Origin of the sequence: Massilia sp. TWR1-2-2, from assembly GCF_049897565.1 — a bacterium.
GTDB lineage: Bacteria > Pseudomonadota > Gammaproteobacteria > Burkholderiales > Burkholderiaceae_D > JAFCUW01.
This window is the reverse complement of record NZ_JAFCWM010000016.1, coordinates 1-26,198: the sequence shown is the minus strand read 5'-3', so window position 1 is coordinate 26,198 and position 26,198 is coordinate 1. Positions and strand designations below refer to the sequence as shown.

At 65.3% G+C, this 26,198-nt stretch carries 25 protein-coding genes and 2 pseudogenes; 8 read left to right on the top strand and 19 right to left on the bottom strand.

The window, feature by feature from the left end; all coding sequences use genetic code 11:
* The first annotated feature begins 65 nt into the window (after positions 1–65).
* The 6 genes from flgG (at position 66) to flgL (ending at position 6,965) form a co-directional block, all read left to right on the top strand.
* Positions 66–848, top strand: coding sequence for a flagellar basal-body rod protein FlgG (gene flgG, locus ACP7DD_RS16390; protein ID WP_426175869.1), 783 nt, complete (start codon positions 66–68; stop codon positions 846–848).
* Positions 845–1,489 (top strand): flagellar basal body L-ring protein FlgH, encoded by a 645-nt coding sequence (locus ACP7DD_RS16385; RefSeq protein WP_426175868.1) that lies wholly within the window; start codon positions 845–847, stop codon positions 1,487–1,489. The genes flgG and ACP7DD_RS16385 overlap by 4 nt, the downstream gene beginning before the upstream one ends.
* Before the next feature lie 11 nt (positions 1,490–1,500).
* A complete protein-coding gene (locus ACP7DD_RS16380; protein ID WP_426175867.1) occupies positions 1,501–2,598 on the top strand; it encodes a flagellar basal body P-ring protein FlgI in 1,098 nt (365 codons plus the stop codon).
* A gap of 9 nt (positions 2,599–2,607) precedes the next feature.
* Positions 2,608–3,597 carry a flagellar assembly peptidoglycan hydrolase FlgJ gene (gene flgJ, locus ACP7DD_RS16375; protein WP_426175866.1) on the top strand — a complete coding sequence of 330 codons (990 nt, stop codon included), beginning with the start codon at positions 2,608–2,610 and terminating at the stop codon, positions 3,595–3,597.
* Between the two features lie 89 nt (positions 3,598–3,686).
* Positions 3,687–5,672, top strand: a complete 1,986-nt coding sequence (gene flgK / locus ACP7DD_RS16370; protein WP_426175865.1) for a flagellar hook-associated protein FlgK — start codon at positions 3,687–3,689, stop codon at positions 5,670–5,672.
* A 12-nt stretch (positions 5,673–5,684) separates the two neighbouring features.
* Positions 5,685–6,965 carry a flagellar hook-associated protein FlgL gene (gene flgL, locus ACP7DD_RS16365; RefSeq protein ID WP_426175864.1) on the top strand — a complete coding sequence of 427 codons (1,281 nt, stop codon included), beginning with the start codon at positions 5,685–5,687 and terminating at the stop codon, positions 6,963–6,965.
* A 71-nt stretch (positions 6,966–7,036) separates the two neighbouring features.
* On the opposite strand, the gene fliR is transcribed toward flgL, so the two are convergent.
* The 13 genes from fliR to fliF form a co-directional block, all read right to left on the bottom strand.
* Entirely contained in the window at positions 7,037–7,855 is an 819-nt protein-coding gene (gene fliR, locus ACP7DD_RS16360; protein ID WP_426175863.1) for a flagellar biosynthetic protein FliR, read from the bottom strand.
* A 22-nt stretch (positions 7,856–7,877) separates the two neighbouring features.
* Entirely contained in the window at positions 7,878–8,147 is a 270-nt protein-coding gene (fliQ, locus tag ACP7DD_RS16355) for a flagellar biosynthesis protein FliQ (protein WP_426175862.1), read from the bottom strand.
* 8 nt (positions 8,148–8,155) lie between these two features.
* The gene (fliP, locus tag ACP7DD_RS16350) at positions 8,156–8,905 is read right to left on the bottom strand and encodes a flagellar type III secretion system pore protein FliP (RefSeq protein WP_426175861.1); all 750 of its coding nucleotides are present in this window, start codon (positions 8,903–8,905) and stop codon (positions 8,156–8,158) included.
* Complete coding sequence (gene fliO, locus ACP7DD_RS16345; RefSeq protein ID WP_426175860.1) at positions 8,895–9,458, bottom strand: flagellar biosynthetic protein FliO; 564 nt, start codon at positions 9,456–9,458, stop codon at positions 8,895–8,897. The genes fliP and fliO overlap by 11 nt, the downstream gene beginning before the upstream one ends.
* On the bottom strand, positions 9,458–9,874 hold the full coding sequence (fliN, locus tag ACP7DD_RS16340) for a flagellar motor switch protein FliN (RefSeq protein WP_426175859.1): 417 nt from the start codon (positions 9,872–9,874) through the stop codon (positions 9,458–9,460). Before fliN ends, fliO begins: the two co-directional genes overlap by 1 nt.
* Positions 9,875–9,897: 23 nt before the next feature.
* Entirely contained in the window at positions 9,898–10,878 is a 981-nt protein-coding gene (fliM, locus tag ACP7DD_RS16335; protein ID WP_426175858.1) for a flagellar motor switch protein FliM, read from the bottom strand.
* 6 nt (positions 10,879–10,884) lie between these two features.
* Positions 10,885–11,370: a flagellar basal body-associated protein FliL gene (fliL, locus tag ACP7DD_RS16330; protein ID WP_426175857.1), complete on the bottom strand. Its 486-nt coding sequence runs from the start codon at positions 11,368–11,370 to the stop codon at positions 10,885–10,887.
* Positions 11,371–11,693: 323 nt separating this feature from the next.
* Entirely contained in the window at positions 11,694–13,124 is a 1,431-nt protein-coding gene (locus tag ACP7DD_RS16325; protein WP_426175856.1) for a flagellar hook-length control protein FliK, read from the bottom strand.
* Between the two features lie 31 nt (positions 13,125–13,155).
* The gene (gene fliJ, locus ACP7DD_RS16320; protein WP_426175855.1) at positions 13,156–13,596 is read right to left on the bottom strand and encodes a flagellar export protein FliJ; all 441 of its coding nucleotides are present in this window, start codon (positions 13,594–13,596) and stop codon (positions 13,156–13,158) included.
* Between the two features lie 35 nt (positions 13,597–13,631).
* A complete protein-coding gene (fliI, locus tag ACP7DD_RS16315) occupies positions 13,632–15,047 on the bottom strand; it encodes a flagellar protein export ATPase FliI (protein ID WP_426175957.1) in 1,416 nt (471 codons plus the stop codon).
* A complete protein-coding gene (locus tag ACP7DD_RS16310) occupies positions 15,032–15,679 on the bottom strand; it encodes a flagellar assembly protein FliH (protein WP_426175854.1) in 648 nt (215 codons plus the stop codon). Before ACP7DD_RS16310 ends, fliI begins: the two co-directional genes overlap by 16 nt.
* Positions 15,680–15,692: 13 nt before the next feature.
* Entirely contained in the window at positions 15,693–16,688 is a 996-nt protein-coding gene (fliG, locus tag ACP7DD_RS16305) for a flagellar motor switch protein FliG (RefSeq protein ID WP_426175853.1), read from the bottom strand.
* On the bottom strand, positions 16,681–18,351 hold the full coding sequence (fliF, locus tag ACP7DD_RS16300; RefSeq protein ID WP_426175852.1) for a flagellar basal-body MS-ring/collar protein FliF: 1,671 nt from the start codon (positions 18,349–18,351) through the stop codon (positions 16,681–16,683). The genes fliG and fliF overlap by 8 nt, the downstream gene beginning before the upstream one ends.
* A 233-nt stretch (positions 18,352–18,584) precedes the next feature.
* On the opposite strand from fliF, the gene fliE reads away from it, so the two are divergent.
* Positions 18,585–18,932 carry a flagellar hook-basal body complex protein FliE gene (gene fliE / locus ACP7DD_RS16295; RefSeq protein ID WP_426175851.1) on the top strand — a complete coding sequence of 116 codons (348 nt, stop codon included), beginning with the start codon at positions 18,585–18,587 and terminating at the stop codon, positions 18,930–18,932.
* Between the two features lie 191 nt (positions 18,933–19,123).
* Here fliE and ACP7DD_RS16290 read toward each other — a convergent pair.
* A pseudogene (locus tag ACP7DD_RS16290) lies at positions 19,124–19,204 on the bottom strand (PEP-CTERM sorting domain-containing protein); the annotation flags it as partial.
* 16 nt (positions 19,205–19,220) lie between these two features.
* Positions 19,221–20,114 (bottom strand): PhzF family phenazine biosynthesis protein, encoded by an 894-nt coding sequence (locus ACP7DD_RS16285; protein ID WP_426175850.1) that lies wholly within the window; start codon positions 20,112–20,114, stop codon positions 19,221–19,223.
* Positions 20,115–20,290: 176 nt separating this feature from the next.
* Here ACP7DD_RS16285 and ACP7DD_RS16280 point away from each other — a divergent pair, with 176 nt between their 5' ends.
* Complete coding sequence (locus ACP7DD_RS16280; protein WP_426175849.1) at positions 20,291–21,334, top strand: DUF5694 domain-containing protein; 1,044 nt, start codon at positions 20,291–20,293, stop codon at positions 21,332–21,334.
* 171 nt (positions 21,335–21,505) lie between these two features.
* Here the strand turns inward: ACP7DD_RS16280 and ACP7DD_RS16275 are convergent, their stop codons facing one another.
* The 4 genes and pseudogenes from ACP7DD_RS16275 to ACP7DD_RS16260 all read right to left on the bottom strand — a co-directional run.
* Positions 21,506–24,211, bottom strand: a complete 2,706-nt coding sequence (locus ACP7DD_RS16275) for a molybdopterin-dependent oxidoreductase (RefSeq protein ID WP_426175848.1) — start codon at positions 24,209–24,211, stop codon at positions 21,506–21,508.
* A gap of 13 nt (positions 24,212–24,224) precedes the next feature.
* Positions 24,225–25,448: an NAD(P)/FAD-dependent oxidoreductase gene (locus ACP7DD_RS16270; protein ID WP_426175847.1), complete on the bottom strand. Its 1,224-nt coding sequence runs from the start codon at positions 25,446–25,448 to the stop codon at positions 24,225–24,227.
* On the bottom strand, positions 25,445–25,792 hold the full coding sequence (gene nirD, locus ACP7DD_RS16265; protein WP_426175846.1) for a nitrite reductase small subunit NirD: 348 nt from the start codon (positions 25,790–25,792) through the stop codon (positions 25,445–25,447). Before nirD ends, ACP7DD_RS16270 begins: the two co-directional genes overlap by 4 nt.
* 9 nt (positions 25,793–25,801) lie before the next feature.
* Positions 25,802–26,083: pseudogene (locus tag ACP7DD_RS16260) on the bottom strand (nitrite reductase (NAD(P)H)); the annotation flags it as partial.
* Positions 26,084–26,198: the final 115 nt, after the last annotated feature.

The following is a 26,198-nucleotide window of genomic DNA, read 5'->3' as shown; positions in this document are numbered from 1 at the left end:
GTTTCTCCAAGGCATAATTAACGTGTGCATGGCGGTGTTCGTCTGCCACGTTACTGGAGACACAAATGATCCGTTCCCTATTTATCGCCAAGACTGGCCTGGAAGCACAGCAGACCAACCTGGACGTCATCACCAATAACCTGGCCAACGTCAGCACCAACGGCTTCAAGCGTTCGCGCGCCGTGTTCGAGGACTTGTTGTACCAAAACATACGCCAGCCGGGCGCGCAGTCGTCGCAGCAGACCAACCTGCCGTCGGGCCTGCAGATCGGCACTGGCGTGCGCGCCGTCGCCACCGAGCGCATCTTCACCCAGGGCAACCCCCAGAGCACCGGCAATTCGCGCGACGTGATGATCAACGGCGCCGGCTTCCTGTCCGTGCTGCTGCCCGATGGCACCCCGGCATACACCCGCGACGGCTCGTTCCAGACCGACGCCAATGGCCAGCTGGTGACTTCGTCGGGCTACGTGGTGCAGCCGGCCATCACCATTCCGCCCAACGCGCAGTCGATCACGATCGGTCGCGATGGCGTGGTGTCGGTGACCACTCCCGGGACCAATACGCCGACGCAGGTCGGCAGCTTGCAGCTGGCCACGTTCGTCAACCCGGCCGGGCTGGAGTCGAAGGGCGAGAACCTGTACGTCGAGACGGGCGCCTCCGGTACCGCCAACACCAACACGCCAGGCACCAACGGCGCCGGCGTGCTGATGCAGGGCTATGTCGAGACCTCGAACGTCAACGTGGTCGAGGAAATGGTCAGCATGATCCAGACCCAGCGCGCCTACGAGATCAACAGCAAGGCGATCACCACGTCCGACCAGATGCTGCAAAAGCTGTCCCAGTTATGAAACCTCTCATCATTCTCGCGCTGCTGGCGCTGGCCGGCTGCTCGGCCACCCCGACCTCGATCGTGCAGCGTCCCACCAGCGTGCGCCCGATGCTGCCGGAGCCGGCGCTGGCCAGCAATGGCGCGATCTACCAGGCGGCGGCGTACAAGCCGATGTTCGAGGACCGCCGCGCCCGCCACATCGGCGACATGCTTACCATCAGCATCACCGAGCGGACCAACGCGATGAAGGCCGGCGCCAGTTCCGGCAGCAAGTCCGGCTCGGTCAGCTTCAGCACGCCCGGCATCGCCCAGGGCCGGTTCGGCGCCAACGTGGCGGCCAATGCCGTCAACAAGTTCGCCGACGGCGACAACCAGAGCGCCACCAACACGTTTTCCGGCGTCATCGGCGTGACGGTGACGGAGGTGCTGTCGAACGGCAACCTGATCGTCGCCGGCGAGAAGCAGATCGCGCTCAACAAGGGCGTCGAGTTCATCCGATTCTCCGGCATGGTCAGCCCGGACAGTATTCAATCGGGCAACACGGTGGCGTCGACCCAGGTGGCCGACGCGCGCATCGAGTACCGCACCAACAGCCAGATCGACCGCGCGGAAATGACGGCGATGGTGTCGCGCTTCTTCCAGTCGCTGCTGCCTTTCTGATGGGAACGATAATGCGATTTTCCGTCACCTTGCTGTGCGCCGCGTTGCTGGCGGCGCCGGCCGCCCACGCCGAACGCCTGAAAGACCTCGCCAGCATCGCCGGCGTGCGCCAGAACCAGTTGTCCGGCTACGGCATCGTCGTCGGGTTAGATGGCACCGGCGACCAGACCACGCAAACGCCGTTCACGGTGCAGTCGATCATGGCGATGCTGCAGCAAAAAGGCGTCAACCTGCCAGCGGGCACCACGTTGCAGCTCAAAAACGTCGCCGCCGTGATGGTCACCGCGTCGCTGCCGGCGTTTGCCCAGCCGGGCCAGACGATCGACATCACGGTGTCGTCGATCGGCAACGCCAAGAGCCTGCGCGGCGGCACCCTGGTGATGACGCCGCTGCACGGCGCCGACCAGCAAGTCTACGCGATGGCCCAGGGTAACGTGCTCGTCGGCGGCGTCGGCGCTGCCGCCGGCGGCGCCGTGGTGCAGGTCAATCACCTCGCGGTGGGCAAGATTTCCGGCGGCGCCACCGTCGAGCGCGCCGTTGCCAACAGCCTCGGCGCCGACAACCAGGTCCGCCTCGAACTCAACAGCACCGACTTCATGACCGCCAGCCGGGTCGTCGAAGCGATCAACAACCATTTCGGCCCGGACATCGCCACCGCGCTGGACGGGCGCGTCATTCGCGTGCGCTCGCCGTCGTCGTCCGACCAGCGCGTCGCCTTTCTCGGCATCCTCGAGTCGCTCGAAGTGAGCCCGGCCACCGCCAACGCCAAGGTCATCATGAACGCGCGCACCGGTTCGGTCGTGATGAACCAGGCGGTGACGCTCGAGAGCTGCGCCATTTCGCATGGCAACCTGTCGGTGACGATCAGTCCCGAGCCGCAGGTGAGCCAGCCGGCCCCTGGCAGCCGCGGCAAGACCGTGGTCACCCAGAACACCCAGATTGAAGTGAAGAAGGATCCGGGCAAGGTCGTCATGGTCAAGGGCGGCGCCTCGCTGGCCGAAGTGGTCAAGGCGATGAATGCGATCGGCGCTTCGCCGCAAGATCTGCTGTCGATCCTGCAGGCGCTGAAGGCGGCCGGTTCGCTGCGCGCCGAGCTCGAGATCATCTAGGGCGGCGCCATGATCCCTTCATCCAACGACCTGACGTCCAGACTGGCGCTCGATACCAAGGGCCTGGGCGAACTGAAACAGTCGGCCAAGGCCGGCTCGCCCGAAGCGCTGAAGGGCGCCGCCACCCAGTTCGAGGCGATGTTCATCAACATGATGATGAAGAGCATGCGCGACGCCACGCCGCAGGAAGGCATGCTCGACAACCAGCAGACAAAGATGTTTACGTCGATGCTGGACCAGCAGATGAGCCAGAACATGGCCAAGCGCGGCGTTGGCCTGGCCGACGTGCTGATCCGCCAGTTGACGGCGCAGGCGACCAACGCGCAGGCGCTGGCCATCGGCGGCGACCAGAACGTGCCGACGCCGGCCGCGATGCCGGCGCCGATGGCGGCAGAAGGGCTGCTCAAAACGCCCGGCGCGCTACTGGCGCCGTCGCGCCTGCCGGCGGTCGCGCCGGCCGGGTTCAATCACGGCGCCGCCAACAACGCATCAGCCGCGGCCGGACCGGCGGCGCTGACGGCGTCGGGCCGGCCGCAGGCGCCGCACATCCGCTCGTTCCAGGACAAGCTTGGCGCCCACGCCGAAGAAGCGAGCCGCAGCACCGGCATCCCGGCCAAGTTCATGCTCGGCCAGGCGGCGCTCGAGTCGGGCTGGGGCAAGCGCGAAATCAAGAACGCCGACGGCAGCGCCAGCCACAACCTGTTCGGCATCAAGGCCGGCCCTGGCTGGAAAGGCAAGGTTGCCACCGCGGTCACGACCGAGTATGTCGACGGCGTGCCGCAGACGCGAGTCGAGAAGTTCCGCGCCTACGACACGTACGCGGACGGCTTCAAGGATTACGCCGGGCTGATCAGCAAGAACCCGCGCTACGAGCAGGTCATGGCCAGCGCCGGCGACGCCACCAGCTTCGCGCGCGGCCTGCAAAAGGCCGGCTACGCCACCGATCCGTTGTACGCTGCCAAGCTCAGCCGCATCATCACGCACTCGCTGGTCGGCTAGCCAAAACCCGGCTTGTCTTTCCGGCAAGTCAAGTTTTCCGCAAATCTGCCGTAGAGTAGGGTAACGAATACAAACGAATCGAATCGATTATGGCTGGAAATCTCCTCAATATCGGCAAGACCGGGTTGTTTGCGGCGCAGGCAGGCCTGGCGACGACCGGCCACAACATCGCCAACGCCCATGTGCCCGGCTACAGCCGCCAGCAGACCGTGCAAACGACCACGGCGGCGCAGGACTCCGGCTATGGCTTCGTCGGCAGCGGCACCCAGGTGGCCGACATCAAGCGCTACTCGGACGAGTTTCTCAACGTCCAGGTACGCAACGCACAAAGCACCACCAGCGCGCTGGCGTCCTATAACGCCCAGATCACCCAGGTCGACAACATCTTGTCGAACACCAGCTCGGGCCTGTCGCCGGCGCTGCAGGATTTCTTCAAGTCGGTGCAGGCGCTGAGCGCGGGCGCGGCGTCGACGCCGTCGCGCCAGAATTTCCTGTCGAGCGCCGAAGGACTGGCGTCGCGCTTTCAGGGCCTCAACGGCCAGCTCGAAGAACTGCGCGCCGGCGTCAACAGCGAGATCACGTCCAACATCACGCTGATCAATTCTTATGCCAGCCAGATTGCCGGCCTCAACGAGCAGATCAGCACGCTGACGACGTCGACCGGCCACGCGCCGAACGACTTGCTCGACCAGCGCGACCAGATCGTGCTCGACCTGAACAAGCAGGTCAAAGCGACCGCGATGCCAGGTGACAACGGCTCGGTTACGGTGTCGATCGGCGGCGGCCAGCCGCTCGTCGTGGGCAACAAAACGTACGAACTGGCGGTGGTGCCGGCCGCGGGCGACCCGGCACGGCTCGAAGTGGGCTACGTCACCGGCAAGACGGTCACGCCGCTGACGGCGTCGTCGCTGACCGGCGGCGAACTGGGCGGCGTGCTCGATTTCCGTTCGACGACGCTCGACCAGGCGCAAAACGCGATCGGCCGCGTCGCCATCGCCATGGCCATGAGCTTCAATGCCCAGCACCGCATGGGCCAGGACAGCGCCGGCAACCTCGGCGGCGACCTGTTCACGGTGGCGCCGGCAGTTGTCAGCGTCAACATGAACCGCGCGCCGGCCGATCCGCTCGATCCGACCAAGGTGACGGCGCAGGTAAGCGACCCTAGCCTGCTGACCACCAGCGACTACAAGGTCGAATACAACGAAACGGCGGCCGGGTTTACCGTCACCCGGCTGTCCGACCGCAAGCTGACAACCTTGCCGGCCTACACCCAGCCCGGTCCGCAGGCGGCGTCGATCGACGGCATCAATTTCAGCATCAGCGGCAAGCAAGTCGCCGGCGACGCCTTCCTGGTGCGCCCGACCATCAACGGCGCCGCCCAGTTCACCGTGGTGCCGCGCCAGGTCGGCGACATCGCCGCGGCGTCGCCGGTGATCATCGGACCGGTGACGGGCAACAAGGGCAACGCGGTCGTCAGCGAAGGCAGCGTCAACGCCAACTTCCTGCCGCCGAACCCGGCGTTTGCGCCGGCCACGATCAAGTATGAGGCCGCCACCAATGAGCTGAGCGGCTTTACCGCCGGCCAGATCGTCAAAGTGACCGTTGCCGGCGTCACCACGCCGTACACCGCCGGCACCGCGCCGGTGATCCCGTTCGTCGCCGGCGCCAGCTACGAGTTCGGCGGCGTGACGATGTCGCTGCGCGGCTTGCCGGTCGACGGCGACCAGTTCACCGTCAAGCGCAACAGCGGCGGCGTCGGCGACAACCGCAACATGGTGCTGATGGGCGAGCTGGCCAGCAAGCCGCTGCTCGACAAGAATACGGCGACCTACCAGGCCGGCTTCGCCCAGCTGGTCAGTTCGGTCGGCAACAAGGCGCGCGAAGTGCAGGTCAACGGCCTGGCCAGCGAATCGATGCTGGCGCGCGCGAACGCGGTGCAGCAGAGCGTGTCGGGCGTCAACCTCGACGAGGAAGCGGCCAATTTGCTGAAATACCAACAGGCATACCAGGCCGCCGGCAAGGTGATGCAGATTGCCAGCACCCTGTTCGACACGCTGCTGTCGCTCGGACGATAATCAAGGATGACCATGCGTATCAGCACCAATATGATGTACACGACGTCGACCAACCAGCTCAGCAGCCTGCAGAGCCAGCTGGCGCGCACGCAGCAGCAGTTGTCGAGCAACAAGCGCATGCTCAGCGCGGCGGACGACCCGATCGCCGCCGCCCGCGCGCTGGAAGTGACGCAATCGCAATCGATCAATGCCCAGTACGCCACGAACCGGCAGAACGCCCGCTCCGCGCTGTCGCAGGAAGAAGTGGCGCTGACCGGCGTGCAACAGCTGATCCAGGACGTCCAGGTGATCGCGGTGGCGGCCGCCAACGGCATCAACAACAACAGCGACCGCGCCACCTATGCCAACGAACTGCAAGGCCGGCTGGAAGACCTGATGTCGCTGGCCAATAGCTCCGACGGCAATGGCGGCTACGTGTTCTCCGGCTTCCAGTCGAGCACGGTTCCTTTCGTCAAGACGGCGCAAGGCGTCGACTACCTCGGCGACCAGGGCCAGGCCCAGCTGCAGATCGCCTCGTCGCGCAAGGTGGCGATCGGCGACTCGGGCAGCTCGGTATTTACCAATCTGCCAACCGGCAACGGCAACTTCGTCACCGGCGCGGCCACCACCAACACCGGCGGCGCCGTCATTTCGGCCGGCACCGTTGCCGACGCGCGTCAGCTGACGGGCCACACCTACAGCATCGATTTCACGGTCGTGCCTGCCGTGGCGGAAGTCATTGCAGGACCTGGCATACCCGGCAGCCCGGCCATCGCTGAGCAGATCAGCTATGTGATCACCGACGCGACCATGGGCGTGACGGTGCCGCCGGCGCCGGCGGTGGCGTCGATGCCGTACACCAGCGGCCAGCCGATCGTCGTTGGCGGCATGAAGTTCGACGTCACCGGCGCGCCGGCCGACACCGACAAGTTCAGCGTCAAGCCGAGCGAGCGGCAGTCGCTGTTCCAGACGCTGAGCAAGATGATCGAGACGCTGCGCGCGCCGGCCAGCACCGACACCGAAAAGAAGGCGATGACGGCTGGCCTGGCCGAAGCGAACGGCAACCTCAGCACCGCGCTCGACAACGTGCTGACGGTGCGCTCGTCGGTCGGTTCGCGCATGAAGGAATTCGACACCCTCGACTTGGCCGGCGACGACGCCGACATCCAGTACGCGGCAACCTTGCAGGACCTGGAAGGGCTCGACGTGCTGAAGGCGATCACGCAATTTTCGCAGCAGCAATCGTCGCTCGAAGCGGCGCAGAAAACCTTCAAGACCATCTCGGGCTTGTCGCTGTTCAATTACATCGGCTAAGGCCGCATGGGCGGCGCGCGCAATGCGCGCCGCCGTTTCCGCATCGATTCCCGCCAGCTTCAAAACCGTCGCTACGATGGCGGCGGCTGTTGCTGCGGCGGCGTGCGCGCGGCGCCGGCGCGCGGCAGGCTGCGCGCCGCTTCGATGCCCTGGTTGAACAGGTTCAGGATCGGCGTGCTCAGGTAGGGCAGCGACATGCTGATCACCAGCAGCCCAACGCCGAGCGACACCGGAAAGCCGATGCCGAAGATGTTGAGCTGCGGCGCGGCGCGCGTCAGGATGCCGAGCGCGACGTTGGTGATCAGCAGCGCGGCGACGATCGGCAACGACAGCTGCAGGCCGGCGCTGAAGATGCGCGCACCCCAGCGCGCAAGCTCGAGCGGCGCGCCGGCCGCCATCGGCGTGGCCGACACCGGCATGCTGATAAAACTTTCCGCCAGCGCCTCCAGCAGTACCAGGTGCGCGTTGACGGCCACGAAAGCCATGGTGGCGATCAGCGCCAGGAACTGGCTCACCGCCGACGAGCGGCCCTTCGACATCGGGTCGAAGAAGGTGGCAAAGCCGAGGCCCATCGTCAGGCTCGACACTTCGCCGGCCATCTCGATGGCGGCGAACACGATGCGCATGACAAAGCCCATCGCCAGCCCGATCAGCAACTCTTGCAGCAGGATCAGGAAGCCCGCCATCGACATCGGGTCGACCGCCGGCAACGCCGGAATCGCCGGCGCGATGATCACCGCCAGCAGCACGCCGAGGGAAATCTTGATCGATTGGGGCACGCTGCTGTTGCCGAACAGGGGCGAGGCGGCGATCAGTCCGAGAATGCGCGTGAGCGGCCACATCAGGGCCGCGATCCACGTGTTCATCTCGCCGCTGGTAAGCGTCAGCATGGTAAAAGAAGGCGCCGCGCGCCTAGCCGATCAGGCCGGGGATGCTGGTAAATACCTGGCGCATGTAGTCGAGCATGACGGCCAGCATCCATGGCCCGGCGATCACCAATGCGACAAAAATGCCGACCAGTTTCGGGATGAACGACAGCGTCGCTTCGTTGATCTGCGTGGCGGCCTGGAAAATGCTGACGATCAGGCCGACGATCAGCGCCACCAGCAGCATCGGCGCGGCCACCATCAACGTCACTTCCATCGCGTTGCGGCCCATCGTCATGACGGTTTCTGGAGTCATCTCTTGCCCTAGTAAAAACTCTGAGACAGCGAGCCGAGCAGAAGCTGCCAGCCGTCGACCAGCACAAACAGCATCAGCTTGAACGGCAGTGAAATGACCGCGGGCGACATCATCATCATACCCATCGACATCAGCACCGAGGCGACCACCATGTCGATGATCAGGAATGGGATGAAAATGGCGAAGCCGATCTGGAACGCGGTCTTCAGTTCGCTGGTGACGAATGCCGGGATCAGGATCCGCAGCGGGATGTCTTCCGGGCCCTGCAGCGCCGGCGAGCGCGAAATCTTGACGAACAAGGCCAGGTCTGACTGCCGAGTCTGCTTGGTCATGAACGCCTTCAGTGGCGCGACGCCCTTGTCCATCGCCTCGCCCATCTGGATCTTGTTTTCCTGCAGCGGCAAATAGGCATCGGTGTAAATCTTGTCGAACACCGGGCCCATGACGAACAGCGTCAGGAACAGCGCCAGCCCGACCATCACCTGGTTCGGCGGCGCCGACTGGGTGCCGAGCGCCTGGCGCAGCAGCGACAGCACGATGATGATGCGGGTAAAGCTGGTCATCATTAACAGCGCTGCCGGCAGGAACGACAGCGCCGTCATCAACAGCAGCGTTTGCACCGGCAGCGAATAGGCGGTGCCTCCGCCGGCGGCGGGCACGCTGGTAAACGCAGGAATGCCGGGCGCGGCGAACGCGATGGCGGGCACGGCGAGCGCGGGGAGGGCGAGTGCCGCCAGCAGGAGTTTCTTATTTCGCATTACGTTTGTCGATCGTCTGTTTGAGCCACTCGGCAAAACTGGAAGCCGGTGGCTGGTGCGGGTGCAAGCTTGCATTCGAGGCGGTGCCGGCATCGGCGTCGGCCTCGCGCGGCATGGTCGCCAGCGCATTGACGCGGCCGGGCGAGGCGCCCACCACGATCCACTGGTCGCCCACTTCGACCACCATGATGCGCTCGCGCCCGCCAAGGTTGAGGGCGCCGACCAGGCGCACGTGGGCCGACCCGGCGACGGCCTTCGGGCCGTAGCGCTTCATGAACCAGGCCAGAACCGCGAGCAGGCCGAGCACGGCGCACAGCGCCAGGATGGTCTGGATCAGGCTGCCGGCAGCCGGCGCGGACGTCATCGGCTGCACCACGACCGGGCGCCCGGGACCGGTGGCAATGCTTTGCTCGGCGGGGACGGGCGGGGTGGCGGTGGCGGCAGGGGCGGGGACGGCGGCCGGCGGCGGTTGGACCGCCTGGGCCTGGCCGGCCTGCGCCGTGCCGGCCGCAAATGTTGCTGCGACGGCGACGGCGAGAAGGAAGCGGACCATTATTTATTCAGTTTTCTGATCCGCTCGGACGGCGTGATGATGTCGGTCAGGCGGATACCGAACTTGTCGTTGACGACCACCACCTCGCCCTGGGCGATCAGGCAGCCGTTGACCAGCACGTCCATCGGCTCGCCGGCCAGGCCGTCGAGTTCGACCACGGAACCTTGCGCCAGCTGCAGCAGGTTCTTGATGGCGATCTTCGTGCGGCCAAGTTCGACCGTCAGCTGGACCGGGATATCGAGGATGAAGTCGATGTCGTTCGGCGTTTCGCTCTTCGTGCCCTTGTTCGAGAAGTCCTTGAACACGGCGGCGCTGGCGGCCTGGTTCTGCAACGCTTCGGCTTCCGCCTTGGCCTGCTCGGCAATGGCGGCGCCCCAGTCGTCATCCATGCTCTGGTCGTCTTGATTATCGGACATCGTGCTCTCCTGTGGTGCTGCTTCTATTTAGTGGAATCGGAATTGGCCAGCAGTTTCTCGACCTTCAGCGCGTACTGTCCGTTGAGCACGCCGTAGGTGCAGTCCATCACCGGCACGCCGTCGACCGTGGCCTGGATCGTCTCCGGCACGTTGAGGGGAATGATGTCGCCCACTTTCATGTTCAATATGTCGTCGAACGAGGCGCGGCCGGTTCCCAGCGTGGCGATCAGCTCGACTTCGGCGATCTGGATCTGCTGCGTCATCAGGCGGATCCAGCGCTTGTCCACTTCCAGCGCCTCGCCCTGCAGGCTCGACGTGAGCGCATCGCGGATCGGCTCGATCATCGAATACGGCATGCAGAAGTGGATCTGGCCCGACACCGAGCCGAGCTCGACGGTGAAGGTCGACGACACCACCACTTCGTTCGGCGTCGCGATGTTGGCGAACTGGGTGTTCATTTCGGAACGGATGTATTCGAACTCGACCGGGAAGACCGGCTCCCATGACTTGGTATAGGCCTCGAACACGATATCGAGGATGCGCAGGATGATGCGCTGCTCGGTCTGGGTAAAGTCGCGGCCCTCGACGCGGGTGTGGAACCGGCCGTCGCCACCGAACAGGTTGTCGACCAGCAGGAACACCAGGCCCGGATCGAACACCATCAGGGCGGTGCCGCGCAGCGGCTTCATGTGGACCAGGTTCAGGTTGGTCGGCACCACCAGGTTGCGGATGAATTCGCTGTACTTCGATACCCGCACCGAGCCGACCGACACTTCGGCGCTGCGGCGCAGGAAGTTGAACAGGCCGACGCGCAACAAGCGCGCGAAACGCTCGTTGATGATCTCGAGCGTCGGCATGCGGCCGCGCACGATGCGTTCCTGCGTCGCCAGGTTATAGGTGCGAACGCCAGTACTCTCTTCCGGCGCGGCAGCGTCATCCTGATCGCCGTTGACGCCCTTGAGGAGGGCATCAACTTCTTCCTGGGAGAGAAAATTATCGGCCATGGTTCATTACTGAATGATGAAGGCGGTAAACAGCACGTCGCTCACTTGCTGCGGCTCGCCCTTGTCGACGAACGGCTGCTTGACCGCGGCGACGATTTCCTTGGCCAGCAATTGCTTGCCTTCGACGGTCGAAATTTCGGACGCTTTTTTGCCCGACAGCAGCAGCAGCACGCGGCTGCGTACTTTAGCCATGTTGGCCTTGATCGCTTCGCCTTCTTTCTGGTTCTGCACTTGCAGCGTGAATGCGATCTGCAAAAACTGTTCGCCCGTTTCAGGCTGCAGGTTGACGGTAAACGATTCGATCGGCACGTATTCGGGCGGCTCGGCCTTGACCACCTTGTGGGCGGCGCCCGCCGGTTTGTCTTGCATGAAGTACCAGGCCGCACCGGCGCCGATACCCACGACCAGAACGGCGATGATAATCATGATAAGCATTTTCTTCTTCGAGCCATTCGGCGCCGACGCTGGATCTGCTTTTGGATCAGCCTTCATTTTGTCATTCGCTTTCAAGATACTCCGGGTGCTGTAAGTGGATCGTCGCCGTCATTATGTCATTATCGGGATTAACCGGGCGATCGGATGCGTGGAAAAGAAGGAATAACCACTTCCAACTCGTGGCTTGCTGGGGACATCGATGCGAAACTAAAAACGAACCGCGCGGGAATGGATGTCGATAAGCCAATGCGGCTTTATCGCGCACGAATATCCGGATAATTGCGCTAACCTAAAAACCGTCATTCCTGACGCTGGCAGAAATGACTCCGCGCATTCGCGAGGATGACGGTGCGTAGTGTGACGGTGCTGAGCGCGGGCGTTTATGCGAACGTATCGACCAGGCCGGCGCCGCTGCGGGCAGCGCGTGGCGCCTCGGCCGGGCCGGCGACGTCGCCACCGCCGCCGAAGCGGTTGCCGCCGCCCTGGCCGCGCGACTTGTCACCCTGCTGCGCCTGGCGCTGATCCTGCGCGCCTTCGTTGACCGACGCATTGCCCAGCGAAATGCCGTTCTCGCTCATCATCTCGCGCAGCTTCGGCATCGCGTTTTCCAGCGCCTGCCGCACCTCCGGCTGCGCCGCGGTAAACGATACGGTCGCCTGGTCGTTCGTCACGCTCAGCACCACCTGCATCGGTCCCATGTCGGGCGGGTTCAGGGTCAGCGTGGCGCTTTGCTCCTTGCCGGCCACCATCCAGACGATCTTCTGGGCGACCTGGTTATCCCAGCCGGGCGTACCGACCCGCGCCGCGATGCGCTCGCCCGGGTTGGCATGGACGCCGTGCGCCATCACCAGCGACGCCTGCTGCACCGGCGCGCTGACCGGCGCTGCCGCCACTGCGGCCGGCTCCTTGATGGCGGTGATGTCGGCCGCGCCTTCGCGCGCACGCGGCGCCGCTGCGTCGACTTTCACCATCGTCGGCGCCAGCGCCGGTTCGGCTTTCGTCATCACCGGCGCGGCATCGCCGTCGGCCGGGCTGGCCGGCGCGGCAACCGCGGCCGGCGTGGTCAAACCGGCGGGGGGCTTGTCGGCGACAGCCGTCGCGTCGGCGCCGACTATGCTGCGCGGCGGCGCCAGGTCGACCTTGAGCGGCTCGGGCGCCGGTGCATCCATCATGCGCGCGGCGCCGTCGACCGCCGCGGCGACGTCCTTGAACGACAGCGTCTTGCCATCGGCGGCCGGCGGCGCGGCAGGCAGCGTCGCGCCGTCGAGCGTTTCGCTCACCGCAGTGGGGCCCGGCTTGACCGGCTGGGCCGAATACTCGATCGGCTCGGGCGCCTTCTTCAACGCGGCGACAGCGGCAGCTGCCGCCAGCGGATCGGTGACCGGTGCGGCGGCAACCACAGCCGGCTGGTTGAAAGCGGCGACCAGCGCGAGCATGTCGGCCACCGGACTGACCGCGGCCGCGTCGGCGGCGTCGTTGCTGGCCTCGTCGGTGGCGGCGTCGCCGCTTGCCGCGGCGCCTTTGCCGTCAGCCGATTTGGCCGGCGCGGCGGCCGGCTGGCGTTCGGCCTGCTGCGCCGGCGATGCCTGCTGCGCCGGCGATGCCTGCTGCGCCGGCGATGCCTGCTGCGGCTTGGCGGCGGCCTGCGGCTTGACCGGCGCGGCGGCCGGGTTCGGGCTCGGCTTGCGCTGCTCGATCTCGCGCGACAGCGCCTGGCTAAATTGGGCGCCGTCGCCGGACGCATTGGCGTTGGCATTGACGTTCGCGCGTGGCGCGGCGGCGGTAATCTGGGGCAGGGTAGGAGTGTGCATGGTCGTTGGGTTTCGTTTGCTGTCTATCGGGTCAGCGTTTGTAAAAGGCCTTGCGAGCCGCGAATTCGTCCACCTGCTTCTGGTCACGCTTGTTCTCGATGCGCAGCGTTTCGGCGGCGGCGCGTTCGGACAGCGTGCGGTACGACAGCCGCTTGCGCTCGCTCGCCTGCCAGCGGGTCTTCTCCACCGCGCTCTTGTGGTGCGCATGCTTGGTCACTTCGCGCTGGCCATTGATGGCGTTGTCGAGCTTGTCGAGGAAGGCGACAAAATTGCGGTACGCCATCGGCGTGATGCCGGCCACCTGGGCCGCGTCGAGCCGCATCGCATAATCGTCGCGGTAGCCAAGCAGCATCGTCAGCTTCGCTTCGCACTCCTCGGCCGCCTTCAGCGCCGCACCGAGCCGCTTGGCCGCCGCATCGCAGTCGCGCTGGGCCAGGTCGATCAGGGTGTCGAGTGCAGAGAGGCTTGCCATAATGAAAGATTATAGTCGGCCTGGCGCCGCCGCCATCACTCGAACAGAGCGGTAAGTTGGGTCAAGCTCTGCTGCATGTCGACCTTGTCAGGTATCTCCTGGCACAGGAAGGCCTCGATCTTGTCGTGCAGCGCGATGGCCTGGTCGAGCACCGGGTCGCTGCCGGGCGCGTACGCGCCCACGCTGATCAGGTCGCGCGAGCGCTGGTAGCGCGAATACAGCTGCTTGAGGCGCCGCGCCGCGTGCTGGTGCGGCGTCGACGTAATGCCGTGCATGGCGCGGCTGATCGACTGCTCGATGTCGATCGCCGGGTAGTGGCCCGCTTCGGCCAGGTGGCGGTCAAGCACGATGTGACCGTCCAGAATACCGCGCGCAGCGTCGGCGATCGGATCCTGCTGGTCGTCGCCTTCCGACAGTACGGTGTAGAAGGCGGTGATCGAGCCGCCGCCTTCCAGGCCATTGCCGGCCCGTTCGACCAGCACCGGCAGCTTGGCAAACACCGACGGCGGATAGCCTTTGGTGGCCGGCGGCTCGCCGATCGCCAGCGCGATCTCGCGCTGCGCCATCGCGTAGCGGGTCAGCGAATCCATGATCAGCAGGACGTTCTTGCCCTCGTCGCGAAAGTGCTCGGCGATCGCGGTGGCGTAGGCGGCGCCCTGCAGGCGCATCAGCGGCGGGCTGTCGGCGGGCGCCGCCACTACGGCCGATCGCGCGCGCCCGACTGGCCCCAGGATCTGTTCGATGAATTCCTTGACCTCGCGGCCTCGTTCGCCGATCAGGCCGACGACGATGACGTCGGCGGTGGTGTAGCGCGCGATCATCCCGAGCAGCACCGACTTGCCGACGCCGGTGCCGGCGAACAGTCCTAGGCGCTGACCGCGGCCGACGGTGAGCATCGAATTGATCGCCCGCACGCCGACGTCGAGCGTTTCGGTAATGGGCGCGCGGTCGAGCGGATTGACCGGGCGTGCGCTGATCGGCGCCATGTGCTGGGCGCCGAGGGGACCGAGGCCGTCGAGCGGGCGGCCGGCGCCGTCGACGACGCGCCCGAGCAGGGCGTCGCCGACCGGCAGGTGGCGCGCGCGGTCGCTCGGCCGGCGGCGCGGATGGGCCACGCTGCCCGGTTTCGGCACCGAGGCCTCGATCGGGAACACGCGCGAGCCGGGCACGATGCCCTCGACATCGCTTTGCGGCATCAGGAACAGGCGGTCGCCGTCGAAGCCGACTACTTCGGCCTCGACGCGGATGCCGTTGGCCATCGGGATGGTGCAGGCGCTGCCGACGGCCAGGCGCAGGCCGACGCATTCCATCACCAGGCCGGCGACGCGGGTGACGCGGCCCGACACCTGCATCGGTTCGACAAAATCGAGCAGCGAATCGCAGTCGCGCAGGTAGGACTTCCAGCGCGCGGTGTGGCGGTCTGGCGGCGGCACGTTCACGCGCCGAGCCAGTCGAGGTCTTTGCCCAGCGCGTGCGTCATGCGTTCCCAGCGCGTGGCCAGCTGGGCGTCGATCTGGTTGGTGGCGGTATCGACCTTGCAGCCGCCGCGCGCGATGCTGGCGTCCTGCACCACGCGCCAGCCGCCCTTGTCGAGTTCTTCGCCGATCGCTTCGCGCACGATCGGCATGTCGGCGGGATTGAGCATCAGCACCGCCGGTTGCTGCACCACCGGCAGGTATTCGATCGCCTCGCGCACCACCGGGATCACCAGCTCGGGCTTGATCTCCAGCGCGCTGCGCAGCATGCCCTTGGCCAGGTGCAGCGCCAGGTCCAGCACATCGGCGGCGATGGTCTCGTCTGCGGCGGCCAGCGCGCCGCTGAATTCGAGCGCGATCGCCTGCAGGTGTTCGAGTTCGCGCGCCGCTTCCGAGCGCCCGATCGCCAGGCCGTCGGCGTAGCCTGCGCCCTGGCCTTCTTCATGGCCGGCGGCGCGCGCCTGCTCGCGGATGGCGGCCAGTTCCTCTTCGGACGGCAGCAGCATGAGCGGTTCGACCGGCGCGGCGGCGGCAGGGCGCTTGGCCACCACGCTCGGACGGTCGTCGCCGAACGAGTTCATTTCCCAGCGCTGGTAAGCGGTTTGCATCTCTTTCGGCGTATCAGACAAACGAATCCTCACCTTTTCCGCCTAATACGATCTGGCCTTCGTCGGCCAGGCGGCGCACGATCTGCAGGATCTGCTTTTGCTGCGCTTCGACTTCGGACAGGCGCACCGGGCCTTTCGATTCGAGGTCCTCGCGCATCATCTCGCCGGCGCGCTGGCTCATGTTGCGGAAGATCTTCTCGCGCAGGTCCTGCGAGGCGCCTTTGAGCGCGATGATCAGCATCTCCGACTGCACTTCGCGCAGCAGTAGCTGGATGCCGCGGTCATCGATGTCGATGATGTTATCGAACACGAACATCTCGTCCATGATCTTCTGCGCCATGTCGTTGTCGTAGTTCTTGATGTTGTCCATGACCGAGCCTTCCTGCTCGCCGCTCATGAAGTTCAGGATTTCGGCCGCTGCGCGCACGCCGCCGAGCGACGACTTCTTGATGTTCTCGTTACCCGACAATAGCTTGGTGAGTACGTCGTTCAGTTCGCGCAGCGCGGCCGGCTGCACGCCGTCCAGCGTGGCGATGCGCAGCACCACGTCGTTGCGCAGGCGGTCGGTGAAATTGCCGAGGATTTCGCAGGCCTGGTCGCGCTCGAGGTGGACCAGGATGGTGGCGATGATCTGCGGGTGCTCGTTGCGGATCAGCTCCGACACGGACGACGCGTCCATCCACTTCAGGCTCTCGATGCCGGAAGCATCCTTGCCGCCCAAGATACGCGACAGCAGCACCGACGCCTTGTCGTCGCCGAGCGCCTTCGTCAAGACCTGGCGGATGTATTCGTCCGAATCGAGGCCGACGGTCGAATTGAGTTCGGTCTGCTGGCGGAACGCGTCGAGCACGGTCACCACCTGTTCGTGCTGCACGCTCTTCATCGTCGCCATCGCCGCGCCGAGTTTGAGCACTTCGCGCGGGCCGAGGAAGCGCATCACTTCGGCCGCTTCGGTCTCGCCGATGGCGAGCATCAGGATGGCAGCCTTCTGGATGCCGTTATCATTCATTTGCGCCTACCCATGCCTTGACGACGTTGGCCACCACCCGCGGATCGTCGTGGGCCAGCTTCTTCGCCATGTTTAAATTTTCGCGGTAGCCGGCGACCTGCTGCCCTGCAACCGTATCGTGCTCGGCGCGCTCGGCTTCTTTTTCGACCTCGTCCACGCTCGGCTTGACGGGCGCCGGCGGCAGGTCGGTAATCTGGTCGAACTTGCGCATCACGGGGCGCAGCATCGGGCGCAGCAGGCGGAAATACAGGAACAGCAGCAGCAGGCCGGCGGCGAGATACTTCAGCGCCTGGCGACCCATCTCCTGTATCTCCGGGTCGCGCCACCAGGCCAGCGCCTCGGCCGGCGCGACCGGCTTGTCGACGCCGTCGAATGGCGCGTTGGTGACGTTGAGGGTGTCGCCGCGCTCCTTCGAGAAGCCCATCGCTTCCTTGACCAGGTCATTGATCTGCGCCACTTCGGCGGTGGTGAGCGCCTTGATGGTGACCTTGCCGGTCTTGGCGTCGACGATGCGGCGGTAGTTCACCACCACGCCGACCGACAGGCGCTTGACGCCGCCCATCGGGCGCTGCTCGAAGCGCACGGTTTTATCGACTTCGTAGTTGGTGGTGCTGTCCTTGCGGCTGGGGCCAGCGCCTGGTGCAGGCGCGCCGGGGGCGGCAGCGCCGGCGGTGATCGGTGCGGTGGCCACGCCCGGCGGCTGGTTCGACAGCGCGCCCGGCACGCCGCCGGCGGAGGCGCCTGGCGTGGCAGCTTCGGACGACTGCTGGCTGCGGATGGCGGAAGCTGCCGGCGGCGAATTCGGCTTGTAGATTTCGGCGGCGGTATCGACTTGCGCGAAGTCGACGTCGGCGGTCGCCTCGGCGCGCACGTTGCCCTGGCCGACCAGCGGCACGATCAGCGACTCGACCTGCTTGACGATGCCCTGCTGGATCTGCATGACATATTTGAGCTGGTTCGGGTCGAGGTTCTTGGCGCCGGCCGGCTTGGAGGTGTCCGACAGCAGGTTGCCGGCCTGGTCAACGACGGTGACGTTCGACGGCGGCAGTTCCGGCACGCTGGAGGCGACCAGGTGGACGATTGCGCTGACCTGGGCGGCGTCAATGACGCGGCCGGTTTGCAGGTTGAGCAGCACGGAGGCGGTGGGCTTTTGCTGGTCGCGCACGAACACGGTCGGTTTCGGCAGCGCCAGGTGAACGCGCGCGGCGCTGACGGCGGCCAGCGACTGGATCGAGCGCGCCAGTTCGCCTTCGAGCGAGCGCTGGTAGTTGACCTGTTCGAGGAATTGCGACACGCCCAGCTTCTGGTTTTCCATCAGCTCGAAGCCGACGTTGCCGCCTTTCGGCAGGCCTTGCGCGGCGAGCTTGAGGCGGATGTCGTGGACCTGGCTGGCCGGCACCAGGATCGCGGCGCCGCCTTCGGAGAATTTGTACTTGACCGCCATCTGGTCGAGCGAGGCGGTGATGGCGCCGCCGTCGCGGTCGGTGAAGTTGGCAAACAGGACACGGTATTCCGGCTGCTGGCTCCACATCCACACCGCCGCCATGACTGCCAGCACGACCGCCGCACCGACGCCGAGCACGATGTTGCGTCCAAACGAAGTCTGGAGGAACGTCTGTTGCCCGGGTGGATCGAGGACCAGGTTTTCCGCTGCTGCTGCCATGTTGAGTTCCGAGAGCGACACGCCCAATGTGTGAATTGTTCCCGCGCCTTGAACAAGGAATGGGGCTTAACCACAATTATGGTGCTCCAGCACCGCCGTCAATCGCTGAAACAGAGCGTGGTTTGCGGCCTTGCTCCACGGGAACTCGTGTGCACGCGGTGCTATTGTGACAGCCTGAGTCCGCTTGTACGCACATTGTACCTGCGCGCGGGCCGGCATAACAGGAGGCAGCAATGAATGTAGGCGGAATCGACAGTGGGCGCATCGAAGCGATGATGGCCCAACTCAAGGCGGCGGCGACCAAGCCGAGCGGCGCGCCGGTCGCCCCGGTTGGCATCGGCGAGACGCCAGCGGCGAAGGTCAACTTCTCCGACGCGCTGAAGTCGTCGCTCGAGCAGGTCAGCAGCGCGCAGATCAAGTCCGAAGAAATGGGCAACAAGTTCGCCATGGGTGACGACTCGGTCAGCCTGTCGGACGTGATGATCTCGATGCAGAAGGCCAGCATCGGCTTTCAGGCGACAGTCCAGGTACGCAACAAGATGGTGTCGGCCTACCACGAGATGATGAATATGCAGGTATAACTTCCAAAACCGGGGGGCAGACCCAGTTTGCGTCGCCGCTGCCATGCGAGGCCGGCAAATGCAGCGTCCAGCGAGGCGAACGTGCCGAAAGTACCAACGGGGTCAGACCTAGGTCTGACCCCGTTGTAGTTGTTGGCAATGTGTTAAAACGGCATCGAACCCGTTTCCTCTCAAGGATTGCCGTCAGGCGCTCATGCCTCGGCGGTGCGGCGTCGCCGCTGCCATGCGAGGCTGGCAAATGCAGCGCCCAGCAAGGCGAACGTGCCTGGCTCGGGAACGAGCTAAACTCTATTCCAGACCTTGAGGAGACCGCAGATTGCCATCGATGCAGCTTACGGACATGCCGCCAACTTCAATCCGGTCGGTGTCGATGGCGATGCGAATCAATCCCGCGCGGCCAACCACCATCCCCTGAGAAGCGACGAAGCGCTGGCCGAATCGCGCAGTCTGGCCGGTTGCGCGGATAAAAGCTGCCATGCAGCCGTTGCCGCTGCCGCACACCGGATCCTCGTCGATTTCGCTCGCTGGCGCGAACGCGCGCACTTCCACCGTCGCCGCCGTGCCGGGCGCGTGCGCGCCGAAAATGATCACGCCGGTCGCGCGCGCCTTGGTGTCCTGGATTTTCAGACGCGCGAAATCGGGCCGGCAGGCCAGCACCGCTTGCGCATCGGCCAGCTGCGCCACGATCCAGCGGGCGCCGACATCGACCAGCTGCGGCGGTGCCTCGCGCGATACGGTGCAGCCGAGGTTCGCTTCCAGATCGCCCGTTTCTGCTTCGGTCAGCGCCGTCAATTCCGGCGTTGGGAGTTCGAATGAAATCCAGCGGCCGCCCGCGGCATCGAATTCCACGCGCAGTGGTATCAGCCCTTTCGCGCATTCCTGCACCAGCGCGCCATCGCGCGCTTCGATGAAGCCAGCTTCGAGCAGCGCATGCGCCGTGCCGATCGTCGGGTGACCGGCGAAAGGTAATTCGGACGCGGGCGTGAAGATGCGCACCCGGTAGTCGGCAGCGGAAGAACTGGCCGGCAGCACAAACGCGGTCTCCGACAAGTTGGTCCAGTTGGCGATTTGCTGCATTTGCTCGCCGGTGAGTCCGTCGGCCTTGAGCACCACGGCCAGCGGATTGCCCTTGAAAGGGACGGCGGTAAACACATCGACTTGTTTGAACGGGAGATTGTGCATCGACTGGCCTTGGGGTAAATGTTGGATAGATTTCTATTAACAATATAGCGCAAGCGAGCGGGCGTATGCATCCATCTTGAAGTGACTTTTTTCGGCGCTCATGCAACTATTCAAATAACAATGGTCAACTTTGAGGGAGAAACTGAGTGCCGCGATTATCTTGCTTGCTTGTCTCGATGGCGCTTTCCGGCTTGGCCGCCGCGCAGGGTTACCAGCCGGATTTCAATCCCAGCACGCTGAAAGGCCCGGCGGCGGGGACTCCGAATGAGGTACTGGTGCTAGCCACGCCGCACCTTTCGCAACTGCCGGCCTCCCTCGACGTCGCCAACCTGCAGCTGCTGAACGATCGGCTGGCGAGTTGGCAGCCGCGGGCGATCGCGATCGAAGCGCTGTCCGGGATGCAGTGCGATTTCCTGCGCCGTTTTCCGCATCGCTATAAGGACTCGATCGGCTCCTACTGTTGGGACCCGGCGCCGGCGCATGCCGCCACCGGGCTCGATGTCCCGGCGGCCGCGGCGCAAGCGGAGCAACTGCTTGCCACGTGGCCGGCGGCACCAAGCGCGTCCCAGCGCAGACGCCTGGCGGCCGTGTTCCTCGCCGGCGGTGAACGGGCGTCGGCCGTCGTCCAGTGGCTGCGGCTGCCGGAAAGCGAACGGCAAGCCGGCGACGGCCTCGATGCGACGCTGGTCGAGCTGCTGCGCGCGCTGGAAGTCAAGCGTGACGAGAGCTACCAGATCGCCGCAAGGCTGGCGGCACGGCTGGGCCACGAGCGCGTCTATGCGATGGACGATCACACCGCCGACTCGATCGCGACAGATCGAAAAGCGTATGGCGAAGCACTGATGAAAGCATGGGGCAACCCGGCGACGGAAAAGCGCATGCGCGCATATGAGGAGCTGAACAAACGGCTTGGCACGCCCGACGATGTGCTGGCGATGTACCGCGCACATAACGGGCCTGGCGTGGGCCGGCTGGTGTTCGACAGCGATTTCGGCGCGGCGCTCAATGAGCCGTCGCCGCAGCGCTTCGGTCGCGGCTATGTCGGCTACTGGGAGACGCGCAATCTGCGCATGGTGGCGAACATTCGCGACGTGCTGACGGCGCGGCCGGGCAGCCGCTTGCTGGTGGTGGTCGGCGCGTCGCACAAGGCTTACTTCGACGCCTACCTGCATCAGATGCACGATGTGCGCCTGGCAGATGTAGCGGCCCTGTTGCGCTAAAAGCTGGTGTCAGGTCTGACACCCCGCGCGGAATCGCCGCTAACAGGAGGCTAAGACATAACTTCAAAACGTCGTTCCCGCGCAGACGGGAATCGATACCACCTATGAACCGAGATGCTAGAGATTCCCGCCTGCGCGGGAAAAACGGTTTTTATGCAAACGGCATCCGAGTCATGCCGCAGTCTCGGCGGCGAGCGTTTCGGTGAGCAGCTGCTTCAGCTCGGGGACGCACGAGCCGCAATTGCCGCCTGCTTTGACGCAGGCGGTGATTGCCGCCGTCGACGTCAGGCCGTTGGCGCGGATCGCGTCGCAGATGGTGTTGCGGCCGACGCCGAAGCAGGAGCACACCGTCGGCCCGACGTCGACTCCCTTTTCGGCTGCCTGCCCACTTAACAATCCCACGCGATCCAGCCGCGACAGTTCGTCCTTGGCGAACAGGCTCGCCAGCCAGGCGCGCGAGGGAAGATCCGGCCGCGGCGTAATGAAAACGCACTGTTCGATGCGCTCGTTGACCAGGTGAACGGCGCGGTAGACGGCGCCGCTGCGGTCCTCGTAGTCGAGCCAGTCGGCGTCCGCATCGGCCACGCCGAGCAGCGCGCGCGCCCAGGCGCCATGGTCGGCCATGGCGCCGCGCCCGGCCATCTCGTAGCGCGTGAATTGCTGGCCCTGGATGCGTGTCCAGTGCGCCACGCCATCGAGCGGCAGGTCGCTGCGGCTCAGGATAAAACCGTGCCACGAAACGCCGAACCGTTCGATCGTCACCGGCGTGTGCTTGAATTCGGGCTCTCCCGAGATCGGGTCGACGGCGGGATTGACGACCGTGCCAACGCGCGCGTCGGACGCGGTCTGGCCGTTCCAGTGGATCGGAATAAAAACGCCGCCGCGGGCGATGCCGCCGCCGTGCTGCACGCGCGCGACCATCGCGCCCCATTGGCTCGACACGCGCGCCAGTTCGCCTTCGCGTACGCCGAACTTGAGCGCGTCTTGCGGATGCATGTCGATGAACGATTCGGCCACGTGGCCCGACAGCCGCGCCGCCTTGCCGGTGCGCGTCATGGTGTGCCACTGGTCGCGCACGCGCCCGGTGTTGAGCACCAGCGGGAACTCGGTGTCCGGCATGTGCACCGGCGCGCGGGTGGCGGTGGCGATGAAGCGCGCCTTGCCGTCGCGATGGGCGAAGCGGCCGTCTTCAAACAGACGCGCGGTGCCGGCGCCATTTGGTGCCACCGGCCACTGCACCGGTTTGAGGTCGTCGTACTGGCGCGGGTTCAAGCCTTTCAAACCGCCGATGGCGAAGGCGCGTGGCGCGTCGGCAGGCGTATTGCGATATGCGCTCAGGTGAGCGTGCTCGTCGAAAATCTGGCGCGGGCCGTCGAAATCGAAACCGTCGAATCCCATGCGCTGCGCGACCTGGCACAGCGCCTTCCAGTCGGCGCGCGCTTCGCCGGGCGCCGGCAGGAACGGGCGCTGGCGCGAGATGCAGCGTTCGGAATTGGTCACGGTGCCGTCTTTTTCGCCCCAGCCCAATGCCGGCAGCAGCACGTCGGCAAAGGCGTTGGTGTCAGTGCCGGCGACGATGTCGCTCACCACCACCAGCTCGCATTTTTCCAGCGCGCGCTGCACCTGGTTGGCGTCCGGCAGGCTGACCAGCGGGTTGGTGGCGATGATCCACACGGCCTTGACCTTGCCCGCCTCGATGTCGCGGAACAGGTCGACCGCTTTCAGGCCAGCCTTGCTGGCGATGTGCGGCGACTTCCAGAAGCCCTGCACCGTCTCGCGGTGCAGCGGGTTGTCGAGCTCCATGTGGGCCGCCAGCATGTTCGACAGGCCGCCGACTTCACGTCCGCCCATCGCATTGGGCTGGCCAGTCAGCGAAAACGGTCCCATGCCAGGTTTGCCGATACGGCCGGTCAGCAGGTGGCAGTTGATGATGGCGTTGACCTTGTCGGTGCCGGCGGACGACTGGTTGACGCCTTGCGAGAAGGCGGTGACTACTTTCGCGGTGGTGGCGAACGAGCGGTAGAAGTCGAGCAGCGCTTCCGGTTCGACACGGCAGGCCTTGGCCACCGCCAATGGATCGGCGCAGTCGTGTTCCGCCACTTCGAGGGCGCCATTGAAGCCGCTCGTGTGGGCGGCGACAAAGCCGGCGTCGACCGAGCCGTTGCGGGCCAGGTAGCTGAGCAGGCCATTGAACAGCCATACATCGGTGCCGGGCTTGACCGGCAGGTGCAGGTCGGCCAGTTCGCAGGTGGCGGTACGGCGCGGGTCGATGACGACGACCTTGAAATCGGGGCGCGCTTCCTTGATCGCGGAGATGCGCTGGAACAGGATCGGGTGGCACCAGGCGGTGTTGGAACCGACCAGAACCACCATGTCGGCCTGCTCGAAGTCGTCGTAGCAGCCAGGCACCAGGTCTTCGCCGAAAGCGCGCTTGTGGCCGGCCACAGCGGACGACATGCACAGGCGCGAATTGGTGTCGATGTTGGCGCTGCCGATGTAGCCTTTCATTAGCTTGTTGGCGACGTAGTAGTCTTCGGTCAGCAGCTGCCCGGAGACGTATAGCGCGACCGCGTCGGGGCCGTGTTCGGCGATGATGTCGCGAAAGCCGCCGGCGACCTTGTCGAGCGCGGCGTCCCACGATACCTGGCGCAGCACGCCGTCTTCGCGCACGCCAGGGTGCAGCAGGCGGCCGTCGAGGCTAAGGGTGTCGCCCAGCGCCGAGCCCTTGACGCACAGGCGGCCGCGATTGGCCGGGTGAGCCTCGTCGCCGGCGATGATGACGGCGCCGTCGCCGACCGGGGTAGCCAACACGCCGCAGCCGACGCCGCAATACGGACAGGCAGTGCGGATTGCCAGCGGAATGGGGGAGAGATTCACGATAGGTTCCTCGTCAGGCGGCTCGCGCGCACAGCGCTTCGCCAAACAGCAGTCGGTTGCGCATGGAGGAGATGTCGGTGCGGTCCTGAATGAGGCCGAAATACCACGGGCCGTCCTGCACGTCGCCGTACAGCACCGCGCCGGCGATGCGGTTGCCGTTCAGGACCAGCCGCTTGTAGATGCCGCGCCGTGGATCGCGCAGCACGAGGTCCTCGGTGCCTTCGGCGCCGATGAAGTCGCCCACTGAATAGAGGTCGACGCCGGTCACTTTGAGCTTGGTCGGCGTGGCGCTCTGCACGTAGCGGCGATGGCCGCTGCGCGCCAGGTGCGCGCCGCAGACTTTGGCCTGGTCCCAGATGGGCGCCACCAGTCCAAACGTGCTGCTGCGGTGCTGCACGCATTCGCCTACCGCGTAGATGCGCGGGTCGTACGTTTGCAGGGTGTCGTCGACGACGATGGCGCGCTCGCAGTGCAGGCCCGCTTTCTGCGCCAGCGCGATGTTGGGGCGCACGCCGGCCGCCATCACGACCAGGTCGGCGGCGATCTCGCTGCCGTCCTTGAAGCGCACGGCGCTGACGCGCTTGCCGCCGATGATTTCGGCGGTGTGCGCGTCGAGCATGAAATGCAGCCCTTTGAGTTCGAGCGCGTTTTTCAGCAGCAGCGACGCCGGCTTGTCGAGCTGCTGGTTCATCAGGCTGTCGGTGACGTGGACGACGGTAACGTGCATGCCGCGGCGCAGCAGGCCATTGGCCGCTTCGAGGCCGAGCAGGCCGCCGCCGATGACGACCGCGCGGCCGCCGCTACGCGCGGCTTCGAGCATCGTGTCGACGTCGCAGATGTCCCTGAAACCGATCACGCCGGCCAGCTTGTGGCCAGGCACCGGGACGATAAAGGGCGTGGAACCGGTGGCCAACAGCAGGCGGTCGTACCAGAGTTCGCGGCCGGATTTGGAGCGAACCATGCGCCGGCGCCGGTCTATGTGGACCACCGGGTCGCCCGCATGCAGCGTAATGCCATTGTCGGCATACCACTGGCGGGTGTGCAGCATGATGTCGTCGATGTTCTTGTCGCCGGCCAGCACGGGCGAGAGCAGGATGCGGTTGTAATTACCGTGCGGCTCGGCGCCGAATACGGTGATGTCGTACAGCTCGGGCGAGAGCTTGAGCAGTTCTTCGACCGTGCGCATGCCGGCCATGCCGTTGCCAATCACGACCAGCGACTGCCGCGGCGCGTTCATGCGCCGACCCAGACCTTTCCTTCGGCGATACGGGCGTGGAAGCTGCCGACCGAATGCTCGGGCGCCTCGATGCATTCGCCGGTGCGCAGGTCGAAGTGGTGCTTGTAGATGGGCGAGGCGACGACGATTCGTTCGCCCAGGTTGCCGACCAGGCCGCGCGAGATCACCGAGGCGCCGGAGTTGGCGTCGTAATTGCCGATCGCGTAGACGTGCGAGGCGCCGTCGTCGACGTGGAACACGGCTACCTGCTCGCCGTTGAACAGCGCGCACACGCCGGTGTTGGGCACGATGTCGTCGAGCGCGCAGACGGCGGTCCAGTTATCTGTTTGAAGGTCGCGGTTCATGTGGTTCTCCTAGGCGGTGAGGGCGATGATCGGGATCGTCTTGCGCTGGCGCTCTTCGATCGTGGCCGGACGAATCTGGCCGCGCTCGGACATGAACACCACGTTCTGGTCGGCCTGCTCGCTGTTGACGAAGTGGCGGAAGCGCTTGCGCGTTTCCGGGTCTTCGATGGCAGCCTTCCATTCGCAGGTGTAGGTGTCGACGACGCGCTGCATGTCCGCCTCAAGTTCGACAGCCAAACCGAGCGAATCGTTCACGACGACGGCGCGCAAATAATCGAGGCCACCTTCTAGCCTGAATTTTGCATAAAAAAGGGCAAGAATGCCGTAAGTGATTGATAAAATGTGAGTTATCGAGAAACACAATTTACAACACGAACACCACCTTGCCCGATATGAATTCTACCCC

Coding starts and splice junctions, on each gene's coding strand:
- flgK (WP_426175865.1), top strand. CDS start 3,687: ATGGCTGGAAATCTCCTCAATATCGGCAAGACCGGGTTGTTTGCGGCG.
- fliF (WP_426175852.1), bottom strand. CDS start 18,351: ATGGCAGCAGCAGCGGAAAACCTGGTCCTCGATCCACCCGGGCAACAG.
- flgJ (WP_426175866.1), top strand. CDS start 2,608: ATGATCCCTTCATCCAACGACCTGACGTCCAGACTGGCGCTCGATACC.
- nirD (WP_426175846.1), bottom strand. CDS start 25,792: ATGAACCGCGACCTTCAAACAGATAACTGGACCGCCGTCTGCGCGCTC.
- fliM (WP_426175858.1), bottom strand. CDS start 10,878: ATGGCCGATAATTTTCTCTCCCAGGAAGAAGTTGATGCCCTCCTCAAG.
- ACP7DD_RS16310 (WP_426175854.1), bottom strand. CDS start 15,679: ATGCAAACCGCTTACCAGCGCTGGGAAATGAACTCGTTCGGCGACGAC.
- ACP7DD_RS16380 (WP_426175867.1), top strand. CDS start 1,501: ATGCGATTTTCCGTCACCTTGCTGTGCGCCGCGTTGCTGGCGGCGCCG.
- ACP7DD_RS16385 (WP_426175868.1), top strand. CDS start 845: ATGAAACCTCTCATCATTCTCGCGCTGCTGGCGCTGGCCGGCTGCTCG.
- flgL (WP_426175864.1), top strand. CDS start 5,685: ATGCGTATCAGCACCAATATGATGTACACGACGTCGACCAACCAGCTC.
- flgG (WP_426175869.1), top strand. CDS start 66: ATGATCCGTTCCCTATTTATCGCCAAGACTGGCCTGGAAGCACAGCAG.
- fliO (WP_426175860.1), bottom strand. CDS start 9,458: ATGGTCCGCTTCCTTCTCGCCGTCGCCGTCGCAGCAACATTTGCGGCC.
- fliG (WP_426175853.1), bottom strand. CDS start 16,688: ATGAATGATAACGGCATCCAGAAGGCTGCCATCCTGATGCTCGCCATC.
- fliL (WP_426175857.1), bottom strand. CDS start 11,370: ATGAAGGCTGATCCAAAAGCAGATCCAGCGTCGGCGCCGAATGGCTCG.
- fliQ (WP_426175862.1), bottom strand. CDS start 8,147: ATGACTCCAGAAACCGTCATGACGATGGGCCGCAACGCGATGGAAGTG.
- ACP7DD_RS16325 (WP_426175856.1), bottom strand. CDS start 13,124: ATGCACACTCCTACCCTGCCCCAGATTACCGCCGCCGCGCCACGCGCG.
- fliP (WP_426175861.1), bottom strand. CDS start 8,905: ATGCGAAATAAGAAACTCCTGCTGGCGGCACTCGCCCTCCCCGCGCTC.
- fliJ (WP_426175855.1), bottom strand. CDS start 13,596: ATGGCAAGCCTCTCTGCACTCGACACCCTGATCGACCTGGCCCAGCGC.
- fliE (WP_426175851.1), top strand. CDS start 18,585: ATGAATGTAGGCGGAATCGACAGTGGGCGCATCGAAGCGATGATGGCC.
- ACP7DD_RS16280 (WP_426175849.1), top strand. CDS start 20,291: ATGGCGCTTTCCGGCTTGGCCGCCGCGCAGGGTTACCAGCCGGATTTC.
- ACP7DD_RS16285 (WP_426175850.1), bottom strand. CDS start 20,114: ATGCACAATCTCCCGTTCAAACAAGTCGATGTGTTTACCGCCGTCCCT.
- ACP7DD_RS16270 (WP_426175847.1), bottom strand. CDS start 25,448: ATGAACGCGCCGCGGCAGTCGCTGGTCGTGATTGGCAACGGCATGGCC.
- fliN (WP_426175859.1), bottom strand. CDS start 9,874: ATGTCCGATAATCAAGACGACCAGAGCATGGATGACGACTGGGGCGCC.
- fliR (WP_426175863.1), bottom strand. CDS start 7,855: ATGCTGACGCTTACCAGCGGCGAGATGAACACGTGGATCGCGGCCCTG.